9 protein-coding genes and 1 riboswitch are annotated in these 12,280 nt (G+C 36.3%); of the genes, 5 read left to right on the top strand and 4 right to left on the bottom strand.

All coding sequences use genetic code 11. From position 1 onward, the window contains the following. Positions 1 to 3 precede the first annotated feature (3 nt). The 4 genes from DFR56_RS08660 to rarD form a co-directional block, all read right to left on the bottom strand. Positions 4 to 639: a YpmS family protein gene (locus DFR56_RS08660; protein WP_110395040.1), complete on the bottom strand. Its 636-nt coding sequence runs from the start codon at positions 637 to 639 to the stop codon at positions 4 to 6. Then, positions 623 to 1,531, bottom strand: a complete 909-nt coding sequence (locus DFR56_RS08655; RefSeq protein ID WP_158525575.1) for an SGNH/GDSL hydrolase family protein — start codon at positions 1,529 to 1,531, stop codon at positions 623 to 625. The genes DFR56_RS08660 and DFR56_RS08655 overlap by 17 nt, the downstream gene beginning before the upstream one ends. Positions 1,532 to 2,038: 507 nt before the next feature. Then, positions 2,039 to 3,691 (bottom strand): O-acetylhomoserine aminocarboxypropyltransferase/cysteine synthase family protein, encoded by a 1,653-nt coding sequence (locus DFR56_RS08650; protein WP_110395038.1) that lies wholly within the window; start codon positions 3,689 to 3,691, stop codon positions 2,039 to 2,041. Positions 3,692 to 3,839: 148 nt separating this feature from the next. Continuing rightward, a riboswitch (SAM riboswitch) is annotated at positions 3,840 to 3,956 on the bottom strand. A gap of 71 nt (positions 3,957 to 4,027) precedes the next feature. Further along, positions 4,028 to 4,942 (bottom strand): EamA family transporter RarD, encoded by a 915-nt coding sequence (gene rarD, locus DFR56_RS08645; protein ID WP_110395037.1) that lies wholly within the window; start codon positions 4,940 to 4,942, stop codon positions 4,028 to 4,030. Between the two features lie 190 nt (positions 4,943 to 5,132). Between rarD and megL the strand changes: the two genes are divergently transcribed. From megL to DFR56_RS08620, 5 genes are all read left to right on the top strand, one after another. Continuing rightward, on the top strand, positions 5,133 to 6,302 hold the full coding sequence (gene megL / locus DFR56_RS08640; RefSeq protein ID WP_110395036.1) for a methionine gamma-lyase: 1,170 nt from the start codon (positions 5,133 to 5,135) through the stop codon (positions 6,300 to 6,302). Between the two features lie 113 nt (positions 6,303 to 6,415). After that, a complete protein-coding gene (gene cls / locus DFR56_RS08635) occupies positions 6,416 to 7,858 on the top strand; it encodes a cardiolipin synthase (protein ID WP_110395035.1) in 1,443 nt (480 codons plus the stop codon). A gap of 12 nt (positions 7,859 to 7,870) precedes the next feature. Continuing rightward, positions 7,871 to 8,371 carry an acyl-CoA thioesterase gene (locus tag DFR56_RS08630; protein WP_110395034.1) on the top strand — a complete coding sequence of 167 codons (501 nt, stop codon included), beginning with the start codon at positions 7,871 to 7,873 and terminating at the stop codon, positions 8,369 to 8,371. Between the two features lie 21 nt (positions 8,372 to 8,392). Then, a complete protein-coding gene (locus DFR56_RS08625; protein WP_110395033.1) occupies positions 8,393 to 9,628 on the top strand; it encodes an aminopeptidase in 1,236 nt (411 codons plus the stop codon). A gap of 339 nt (positions 9,629 to 9,967) precedes the next feature. After that, a complete protein-coding gene (locus DFR56_RS08620; RefSeq protein WP_110395032.1) occupies positions 9,968 to 11,788 on the top strand; it encodes a cation:proton antiporter in 1,821 nt (606 codons plus the stop codon). The last annotated feature ends 492 nt before the right edge of the window (positions 11,789 to 12,280 follow it).

The following is a 12,280-nucleotide window of genomic DNA, read 5'->3' as shown; positions in this document are numbered from 1 at the left end:
CATCTATTTTGCTTCTTCCTCTTTTAATACGTCAATTCCGAGTGTTTTATAAGGAACATTAATTTTAAAAGCTAGATTATTCGCCTCTAGATCAAACTGCTCAACAGCTACTTTGAAATTACTTTTAATCTCCATTTCTGTTACTTTAACATATATTTCTTCTTCGCGAGGATTAATCACAACCCATTCTGGTACAGGTAAATATTTCGCTACATATTGCATTATTTTTTTATTTGGTAACTGAAGCTGACCAACTGAAATAGACTTCTGTTTTAACACGATATCTCCATTTTCTTGCACAATTGGTTCAAGGTGAATAAGTAATGGAACCGTTGTAGAAAAAAAGGGTAATTCCCCGAACAATTGTACATCATCATCTAAGTTGATCGAATAGTGATGATCAGTACCAGCTAATAATTTATCGAGATAAGCGTTAACTAAATTATTTAAGTTTTGTTTTGTCGTTCTTACTACAAATTCAGAGCTGTTTTCGGATTTGTATTTATCACCAGCTAATTCTAATTCTGTCTTTGGAATCGGTGAATATAGGTAGAGTGCTAGAATAAGCAAAACAATTCCATTAATGACACTAAGGAGCAAAAATCGCTTTTTCCATGGATCGCTATTCATTTGTTGCATTACGTTCACCTTCATTCATAACGTAGTGTAAAACGCGTTCAGCAATCATTTTATAACCGAGATGATTCGGGTGGAAATTATCTTCTGAATAATAATTAACAGGTGGGTCATCAAACATGTCTTTAATAGGAATATAATGTACATTGTCATATCGCATTGTAACATCAGACCCAATTTGGTTCCAACTATCGACGATAAATTCTAATTCCTCAATATCAGCAAAATATTCTTTAAAAGGGTTATAAAAACCAATTAAATAAATATCTCCATGTTCGTTAATGTCTCGAAGTTCATTAAAAATCATTTCTAATCGTTGTTCATAACGAATTTGCTCTTGAGTAAATTTATCCAAAGTTAAATCGGTAAAATTTTCTTTAAATACTTGCATGATATCATTTGCTCCAATAGTGATGAGAATAATATCGGCATCTTCAAGGGCAACAGTTACTTCTTCGTCTTCTATACGATTCAATAATTGCCCACTTCGACTCCCTCTTTTGGCGAAGTTTTGAAACTGCACTATATGTTTTTCTGCATTAATTGTATCATTTAGAATTCCAACATATCCACCATTATTCGTTTCATCACCAATACCTTCCGTTAATGAATCACCCAGTGTCACCACTTTTATTTCTTGGGTAAAAAAGAAGCTAACGGCCTTTTTTAGCTTTTCTGATAAGAATTCTTTTACAGGGTCTTCACGAACAGCAACTACTTCTTTTTCTTGCTCACCCTCGTTTTCTAAATCTTTCTCCATGTTGACTTCCTCTTGTTTTAGAATTTCTTCCATTGGATTTGTCGGAATATCTGCCTTTTTGATGAAAAAGATTGTTAATATTAGTCCAGTAATTAAAATGAATGTAATAATTGTTAGCCTTTTAATATGAATCACACCTAAATCATGGTTGTTTATATATATTATGAAACATAACCGTTTTATGTATAAAGAAAATATGGTCATTCTATCGTTTTATCTGCTATTTCAACCAAAGTTGTACCGTTCTCTACTCACATATTAATAATGGTTACTTATCTAGTGTACCTTAAATAGACATTATCTAAACTTTAAAGGCAATGTGCGAAGAGGAGATAGTGTTTATTAGCGGTTGTTCATAATTTTTCGGTAAGAATAACGTCACATTTGTTGGTTTGCTTGTTTAACCACTCATGGAAAATTTATGCGCTATATTACTATTGGAGATACACCGCATCGGACTGTGGCGAGTAATCGCAATCGCAAAAGTTTTTGGTAAAGTGTGATTTATCGACACCTACGATCTTAGCCAATCGCGGATTCCTTTTCTCCTTTTTGATGAACACGCACTTTTAGTAAATCATCATAAAAAAAATCCGCCCTTGTGTCAAGGCGGAGAGAGATTAGTTTATTGCATTCATTCAATTATTTAACTAAAATTGATTCGGGTTTGTTGGATCGGACTCTTTTAGCTTCATTGATAAGATCTTTTTCACTAATGATCGTCGCATTTACAGGCTCTCCAGAAATCGTTCCCTCTGTCCAAATAATGTTAGCACGATCAAAGTCTTCGTTTACCGTATTTGAATCCGTATAAATGGCATCTACTACTTCATTTTCTACGTCTTCAAGCTTTATTATGTTATATCCATGGGATGCTAGACTATTGGCTTTATTTACTAACTTGTCAGATCCGCTCACTGCGATTGTTTTTTTCCTTAATCCTTCAGTACGATCAAACGGTGTTGAAAATAACCACTGAATAGCATCTTCTTTCGTTGCTTCTAATGTGGAAATTCCTGTTGCTTTTTCAATTGCTTCGTCTAATGTTTGGATAATATCATCAATCGATTCAATTCCAATGGATAGTCTTACTAACTCCTCTGTTACTCCACTTTTCTTTAAATCTTCTGCATTTAACTGCTGATGTGTTGTCGATGCAGGGTGAATGATGAGAGATTTCGCATCACCGACATTCGCAACATGTGACCATAACTCAATATGATCAATTAACTTCTTACCAGCTTCTAGCCCACCTTTTATACCAAAAGTAATGATCGATCCGTATCCTTCTGTAAAATATTTATGTGCTAGTTCATGGGATGGGTGATCTTTAATGCCTGGGAAGTTAACCCACTCTACGGCTGGATGACTTTGTAAATACTCTGCAACTTTTATTGCATTTTCGTTATGACGTTCAAGACGTACATGTAGTGTTTCAAGTCCTTGTAATAATAGAAATGCATTATGCGGACTTAATGAAGCACCAGTATCTCTTAATAGTTGAACCCGGAGGCGAATGGCAAATGCGATTGGTCCTAAGTCTGCATAGCGGACGCCGCCATAACTTTCATCTGCCTCCGTATATTCAGGAAACTTTTCACTATCCCAGTTAAAACGCCCTCCATCGACGACTACTCCACCGATTGATGTACCATGTCCTCCAATCCATTTAGTTGCCGAATGAACGACAATATCTGCTCCCCACTGAATTGGTTTTGCAAACTTAGGTGCAAACGTATTGTCGATTATTAACGGTATTCCGTGATCGTGTGCAATGTCTGCAACTGTTTCGATATCAAAGACATTTAAGCTTGGATTTGTTATTGTTTCTCCAAAAATAGCTTTTGTTTTATCTGTAATTGCTCCTTTAATTGCTTCTGGATCTGTTCCGTCGACAAGTTTTACATTAATCCCAAAACGAGGCAATGTATGAATGAATAAATTATACGTTCCACCATATAAATTACTATCAGCAACAATTTCATCGCCAGCACTTGCGACGTTTAAAATAGCATACGTAATAGCAGCCATTCCAGATGAAGTTGCCACCGCAGCGGAACCATCTTCTAGTAAAGCAACACGTTGTTCAAATGCGTCTGTCGTTGGGTTCATGATTCTTGTATATATATTTCCCGGTTCTGCAAGGGCAAATAAGTTTTTGGCATGTTCTGTATCTTTAAAAACATATGACGTTGTTTGGTGAATTGGTACAGCTCTAGAACCTGTTACTGGGTCTGGTTCTTGACCTCCGTGTAATAAGATTGTTTCTTCTTTCTGAAACTGAAACTTAGACATAAAATAATTCCTCCTTTGATTTTTTGGGGCTAGCCCCATTTCCATAATAGTAGTACTGTCTTTCATACAACACTTTCTGATAGAGAAGGAAAATAAAAATCCCTCTTCTATAAAAGATAGAAGAGGGTGAATTGTCGCTCGTTTCCTCCTCTTATCTTCCAGGCGAGCCTCGCCTGTAGGATTTGGCACCGTAAAAAGCATACGATTATACTTTAAGGTTGCTGGACTTCATCGGGCCTATTCCCTCCGTCGCTCTTGATAAGAGATATTCATATTTTGAAATTAGTACCAATTATACATTGTTTATCGGGATTGTCAACTATAAAGATAAAAGTATTAAGCAAGTTTTTGTTTCGTTTTTTTATCTTTTTTAAATTTTAATGATGTAGACATATATAGGATAAGAGATATCCAAATAAGTGTAAATGTAACGAAATGTGCATAAGTAAATACTTCTCCATAAAGAAAAACACCAATGAATAACATAATTGTTGGAGCAATATATTGTAAAATTCCCGCCATTGATAATGGCAAGTGTAAAACGGCATTACCGAATAATAATAGAGGAACAGCGGTTGCAATACCTGCAGTGATAAGTAAAATATCAGTACTTAAAGAAATATGATTGAAGCCGAAATGAACCCCAAATACGGAAAGTAGGTAAATAAGCGCAATTGGTGTCACTATAAATGTTTCAATCGTTAAACTAAATGCAGAGTCAATATTTACAATCTTTTTTAGTAATCCATACAGGGCAAAGGTGATCGCTAATAATAAAGAAATCCAAGGAAAAACGCCGAAAAAAAAGGTTAAATATATAACCCCGATAGCCGCTAATATACAAGATAAGGTTTGTGCTTTAGATAATTTTTCTTTCAAAAAGAGAACACCTAATAATACGCTCATTAATGGATTAATATAATAGCCGAGACTCACTTGAATGACAAGTTCTTGTTGTACTGCCCAAATAAAAATAAGCCAATTCAAACTTATGATGATAGAGGCCGTTGTTATAATGAGCAATGTTTTTTTATTTTGTACCAATCTTTTGCATTCTAAGATGAACGATTTTCCTTTTTTCGAGACAATAATAAAGGCAGTCATAAATACGAATGACCATATTATACGGTGGGCTAAAACGGCATCCGCTCGAGTTTCTTCAAGTAACTTCCAATACATTGGAAGCAGCCCCCAAATAAAATAAGCACTTACTCCAAAGGTAATTCCACGTTTGATATTTCTGCCTGTCATATAAAGCCCTCACTTCAGTTAACTTGTAAAACAAAAGTCCCTTATCTATTTAAATGTAAAAGTATTATAGAAAAAAAGCAATTGTTCTGTTTTAGGTAAAGTTATTCAGATAGAGAATCATGTCTTTTAAGCGGTTGCTGAATAGACTATAATAGAAGTAGCTTTTATATTTTTTATAGGAGGTACGAACATGGGGAAAAAAAGATTCGAAACGGCAGTAATCCATGAAGGCTATGACGCGAAACAAATGTTGGGTAGTCTTTCTACACCACTGTTTCAAACATCCACATATGAATTTCAATCCGCAGAACATGGCGAAAAATGTTTTCGTGGAGAGGATACAGGATATATTTATACGAGAATCGGAAACCCAACCGTTCACGTATTAGAAAAAAGAATTGCTGAGCTTGAGGGAGCGGAGAGTGGACTTGCATTTAGTTCAGGCATGGGTGCGATTTCTGCGGTACTCATTGCTCTTACGAAAGCGAATGATCATGTCCTTTGCTCCTCTGGTTTATATGGTTGTACATTCGGATTATTAATGATGATGAAAGAGAAATATAATATGACTGTTGATTTTTCTGATTTCACATCAAAAGAAGAGATCCGTAAACAAATTAAACCAGAAACAGCAGTTATTTACGTCGAGACACCAATAAATCCAACAATGAAGTTAATTGATTTACAATTAGTTGCTGAAGTAGCGAAGGAATTTAACATCCCAGTCGTTGTCGATAATACATTTTCATCCCCATATTTACAACGTCCAATCGAATTAGGCTGTGATGTTGTGGTTCATAGTGCGACTAAATATTTAAATGGACATGGAGATGTAATCGCAGGGCTTGCTGTTGGGAAGAAAGACTTTCTTGACGAAGTTGCTGCAACGACTCAAAAGGACATCGGTGCTGTTTTAGCCCCGTTTGATGCATGGCTTCTATTAAGAGGAATGAAAACATTGCCACTGCGGATGGATCGACATTGTGATAATGCTGAAAAAATTGTCGTAAAATTAGTAGACCATGAAAAAATAGCAGCAGTTTATTATCCGAAAAAAGATGAAGGAAATGTTTATTCCAAACAAATGAGCCGTGGTGGTGGTGTCATCGCTTTTGAAATAAAAGGGAGCAAAGAAGATGCCCAGAAAATGTTAAATAAACTGACCTTTGCTAAAGTAGCAGTCAGTTTAGGTGATGCAGAAACATTAATTGAACATCCGGCAACAATGACACATGCCGTTATTCCAGAAGAGGAGCGAATAAAAATGGGCATTAAAGATAACTTAATTCGCCTATCGGTTGGATTAGAAGCTTGGGAGGACATTTGGGAAGATTTAGAGCAGGCTCTTCATACCTTTTAATGTAAACAATTCATTTTGTGGTAATATATAGGGGGACATATACCAAATCATGAAGCTTCATTACTTTATTAGATATAGTAAATAAACGGCAATATTAAAAGGAGTCGATGCCTATGCAATTGATCTTATTGTTATTAGGCTCTATTATGATTGCGAATATTGGGTTAGCTTTTACAATCATTTTCTTGGAGCGGAAAAATGCTAGTTCTACGTGGGCTTGGTTAATGGTTCTGTTCTTCATTCCAATACTCGGATTCTTTCTTTATTTACTTTTAGGTAGAAAATTAAGTAATCAACGTATTTTTACATGGGATACAAAAAGTAGATTAGGCGTTGAAAAATCAGTACAATCACAACTGAAAATTATCGAATCTGATCGTCTTCCCTATAAACAAGATGTGTTAAAACAGTACAAAGAACTTTATTATTTACATTTAAAGCATAATGACGCCATTTACTCACAAAATAATAAGGTTGATTTATTTACAGATGGCACAGAGAAGTTTTCTGCACTTATTCACGATTTAGAACAAGCAACAGATCATATTCATCTATTGTATTATATTATTCGACACGATCAGCTCGGAACAAAAATAGCGGATGTATTAATTAAGAAGGCTAGAGAAGGGGTTGAAGTTCGGTTATTATACGATGATATGGGTTCTAGGCTTTTAAGTCGTAAATTTATAAAACGACTTGAACATGCAAACATCCAAGTTGGTGCTTTTTTTCCGCCGAAAATTCCGAAAATTAATTTTAAAATCAATTTTAGAAATCACCGAAAATTAGCGATCATCGACGGTCATATTGGCTATATTGGTGGATTTAACATTGGCGATGAGTATCTAGGAAAATCTGAAAAGTTCGGGTATTGGCGGGATACACATCTACGAATTCGCGGTGATGCTGTAAAGACGATGCAAACAAGATTTATTCTTGATTGGAACCAAGCTTCTAGACATCATATCGAATATAATGAGCGTTATTTTATAGGCGGAGAAGAGGGAGATGTCGGAATTCAAATTGTTTCAAGCGGACCTGACCAAGAATGGGAGCAAATTAAATATGGATACGTAAAAATGATTTTAGCGGCGAAAGAATATGTCTATATTCAAACTCCATATTTTATTCCAGATGAAAGCTTAATGGATGCACTACGCATTGCTGCTCTTTCTGGTGTTGAAATAAAAATTATGATCCCGAATAAACCGGACCATATGTTTGTCTACTGGGCGACTTTATCAAGTATTGGAGAATTGCTCAATGAGGGGGCAGAGGTTTACTTATATCAAAATGGGTTCTTACATGCTAAAACAATTGTTGTCGATGGGAAATTATCTTCCGTTGGTACAGCAAATATTGATGTAAGAAGTTTTAGACTAAATTTTGAAGTAAATGCGTTTTTATATGATATTGATATTGCGCAACGATTAGTGGACGCCTTTAAAAAAGATGTGATGTTATCAACACAAATGACGAAAAGCTTGTATGAAAAAAGATCAATTGGGATTCGATTTAAGGAGTCAATTTCAAGACTATTATCCCCGATTTTATAAGGAGAGGTTTAGATGGAAAAGAAACCTTGTTCAAACTCAAGGACAGTGAAAACAGCGCAAATATTACCACCAGATGCAAACGCATATGGCACTTTATTCGGTGGGAAGTTAATGGCGCATATTGATGATGTCGCTGCAATTTCTGCAGTAAGACATGCACGAAAATCTGTTGTAACAGCGTCGACTGATTCCGTTGATTTTCTTCAACCAGTAAAAGTCGGTGATTCTATTTGTGTAGAAGGTTTTGTTACGGCTGTACATAATACATCGATGGAAGTGTTTGTAAAAGTTGTCAAGGAAGGATTACTGACTGCTGAAAAAACAGTTTGTGCAACAGCGTTTTTAACTTTTGTTGCGCTTGGTGAAAATGGAAAACCAGATATTGTTCCACGGATCTATCCGGAAACAGAACAAGAGAAAGTTTTATTTGAAGGTGCATCACGGCGAAGGGAACGTCGGAATGAACGAAGAAAAGAATCGCAAAAAATGGCGAAAATGTTTGGATCGGAATAATGGAAAGGAGGCTTTTATCAAATGGTAAAACAAAGTGTATTAGAAACATATGCTGATTTAGTATTGCAAAAAGGTGTGAATATCCAAAAAAATCAACCAGTTTTTATTAACGCGCCGATCGAGGGTGCTTCTTTTGCCAGAATTATGGCAAAAAAAGCATATGAATTAGGGGCTAAAGATGTTCATATTAGCTGGGCTGACGATGAGATAACAAGACTTACCTATACATATGCATCAGAGGAAGTAATCAATCACTTTCCGGAGTGGAAAATAAAACTGCAAGAATCCTATGCAGAAGATAGTGCAGCTTTTATTTCGATTCATGCTACAGATCCTGACCTTTTAAAAGAAGTTGATGCAAGTAGAGTTGCTGCTGCAAGTAAAGCGGCGGGTGTAGCACTCAAAAAGTTTAGAGAATATATTATGAATGACAAAGTGACATGGACAGTTATTTCCATTCCAACCGAATCGTGGGCCAAAAAAATATTCCCTGACAGATCGACTACTGAAGCAGTAGAACTTTTATGGGACGAAATTATTAAAATGGTTCGGGTCGATCAAGAAGACCCGATTACTGCATGGGATAAACATAACGATATCCTTGAAAAAGCAAATGATTATTTAAATGAGAAACAATATGAAAAACTTGTCCTGAAGGCACCAGGGACAAATTTAGAAGTAGGATTACCTAAAGACCATATTTGGCAGGGAGGAACAGCAGAGTCGGAACAAGGTATTATTTTTAATCCTAATATGCCGACAGAGGAAGTTTTCACAGCCCCTCACAAATATAACGTAAATGGAACAGTTGCAAGTACAAAACCGTTAAATTATGGTGGTAATTTAATTGATGAATTTCATTTAACGTTTGAAGATGGAAAAGTGGTCCAATATGGAGCAAAACAAGGCGAGGAAGTGTTAAAACACCTACTTGAATCAGATGAAGGAGCAAAACGAATCGGTGAGATTGCTCTCGTTCCAGATGAGTCACCCGTTTCACAGTCTGGGTTCATTTTTTATAATACGTTATTTGACGAAAATGCATCTTGCCATATTGCACTCGGAAAAGCCTATCCGACAAATGTGAAAGGTGGCTCAGCTATGGATCAAGAGGAACTTGATAAAAATGGCATAAATGATAGCATGGTTCATGTTGATTTTATGATTGGTTCTGCTGAGATGGATATTGACGGTGTGAAGGAAGATGGGACGACAGAACCGATATTCCGAAAAGGTACTTGGGCGATAGACTTTTAAAGGTTATAAAAGAACATATAATAGGGGAACTTATAATCTTATTATATGTTCTTTTCTTGTCTAAGAGACTATATTTGATTTTTTATCCCCAACTTTCACTCCTTGAACGTTCACACGACAGAGTGCATGATTACGACGATGCATCCATTCTAGTTTTGAGGTAACGAAAAGGTCCCGCACTTTTAGCCTGTAAGCGTGCTAGCGATTTTGTTCTTGCCCAAAAAAGGAAGCAAAAATGTACGATACTTTTCCTTTACATTCCAACTAATGATCTTTACAATATTCCCTACATCCATTTTTAGCATCGAACGAAAAGGCAAAGTTGTGGGGTGGATAACAATGGAAACTTCTTTATTATTCGTTATCATGTTAATCGGTGTGTTAGGAATTGGCTCACAATGGTTAGCGTGGAAATACAATTTACCTGCTATTGTCATTATGTCTATTGCTGGCTTAATCGTAGGACCATTTCTAGGGATCATGAATCCTGAGGCAAGCTTCGGAAATTTATATAATCCAATCATTTCAGTTGCAGTAGCGATTATTTTATTTGAAGGCAGTCTGAACTTAAGCTTTAAAGAATTACGTGGTTTAGGTAGACCGATTTTTCGTATTGCTACAATCGGAGCGTTTATCGCCTGGATTTTGGGCTCGTTAACAGCCCATTATATGGCAGGACTTTCATGGGAAGTAGCCTTTGTCATTGGCGGACTTTTTATTGTGACAGGACCGACGGTTATTATGCCACTTTTACGTCAATCGAAATTAAAACCCCGTCCAGCCAAAATTTTAAAATGGGAAGGAATCATTGTTGATCCAATCGGTGTACTCCTCGCTGTTTTTGCATTTGAAATTATTACCTTTTTCACCTCTGATGCAAAAGACGGTTCAACTTTGTTGTTATTTTTTATAGCTGCAATATTTGCAGTGTTTCTCGGTTGGTTTTGTGGAAAAACGATCGGTTGGATGTTTGAAACAGGTTATATACCAGAGTTTTTAAAGTCGCCTGTTGTAGTAGCTGTTGTTATCTTCTGTTTCACTTTACCAGATGAAGTTGTTCATGGTACAGGATTGTTATCCGTCACAGCGATGGGAATGACGCTTGCGAATATAGGAATAAGCTCCTTAAATGATTTTCGTCATTTTAAAGAAAATGTGTCGATTTTACTTATTTCTGCTATTTTTATTATGCTAGCTTCATCGTTACAATTAGAAACGATTTTGCATATATTTAATCCACATATAATTGGATATGTACTTCTTATGATGTTTGCCGTCCGCCCGTTATCCATATTCTTATCGACGATTGGCTCAGGGTTAACGATCCAAGAAAAATCACTCGTCGGTTGGATTGCACCACGTGGGATTGTTGCACTTACCGTATCAAGTTATTTTGCGACAATATTAAAAGAAGCAGGCTATCAAGATGCGGATCTGTTAACTACTTTAACGTTTGGACTCGTCTTTTTTACCGTCGTTTCCCATGGGTTTTCGATCAGTCCACTAGCGAAAAAATTACACTTATCGATCGAAGGAAATCCCGGTGTGATAATTGTTGGTAGTAATCCGTTTACAGTTGAATTGGCAAAGTCATTCCGCAAAGGTGAACGACCGGTTTTAGTTGTTGATTCTTCATGGGAAAATTTACGCTATGCAAGGAATGAGGGAGTCCCTTTTTATCATGGCGAAATATTGTCAGAGCAAACGGAATATAATTTAGATACGATTCCATACGACTTTATAATTGCGGCGACGAATTATCATTCCTATAATTCACTAGTGTGTACAACATTTATGCCTGAATATGGGAGAATGAATGTCTTTAAAGTAGACCCGAATGAAGACGAAAATAACGGTGATATTGTGGCTCGTGTTGGTGGTAGATCTTTATGTGTAGAAGAGGTTTCATTAGATGAACTAAATGAAAAAATAGCAAATGGATATGTTTTCAAACAAACGACACTAACAGATCAATTTGGTTATGAGCAATATAAAGAAGAAAAAGATGACGAGGCTGTTTTTTTATATTTCATTAAACCGACGGGGCAAATATACTTTTATGCAGTCGATATGCGGAGCACACCTAGTTCGGGGGACGTCATTATTAGTTTAACTCCGCCGAGTAAAGAGATCCAAAGACAAATAAATAATAAAAAATAAAATAGGCAGGACAAAACAAAAGGTTCCACTCCAAAAACGAACGATTTTGGGATGGAGATGTAGAATGTTACTTTTACAGCGGTTCAATTTTAATTTACGCAAACTTGAAATAAACTGCGCCGTAACTGCTAAGTTGTTTTCCGCTGCGGGGTCTTCAGACACGTGGGACTGCGCTAAATGCTCGTCCCATCGAAGAACATTTGCTTTTCCCACAAACCTTTACGGTGGGACGAACGGAAGTGCAGTCCCAGGAGTCAATGATCCTTCGCTCCAAACAACCATCAGAATAGTGGAAGCAAATACATCGTACTGTTTTTAACACCATACTAGCGAAGGAAATACACGGAGACTCCTGCGGGAAAAGCAACAGCCGAAAATCCATTTCAAAAGTTTTGAATAAAACTTTTGAAATTAGTTGAGGTGTTGCCCGCGGAAAGCGGAGTGTATTTCCGTAGCGACGGGACATCCCGCTAATTGAAGTTAGTTTATGAA

Source organism: Pseudogracilibacillus auburnensis, from assembly GCF_003201975.1.
Classification (GTDB): domain Bacteria; phylum Bacillota; class Bacilli; order Bacillales; family Amphibacillaceae; genus Pseudogracilibacillus; species Pseudogracilibacillus auburnensis.
This window is presented reverse-complemented; position numbering and strand designations above follow the sequence as displayed.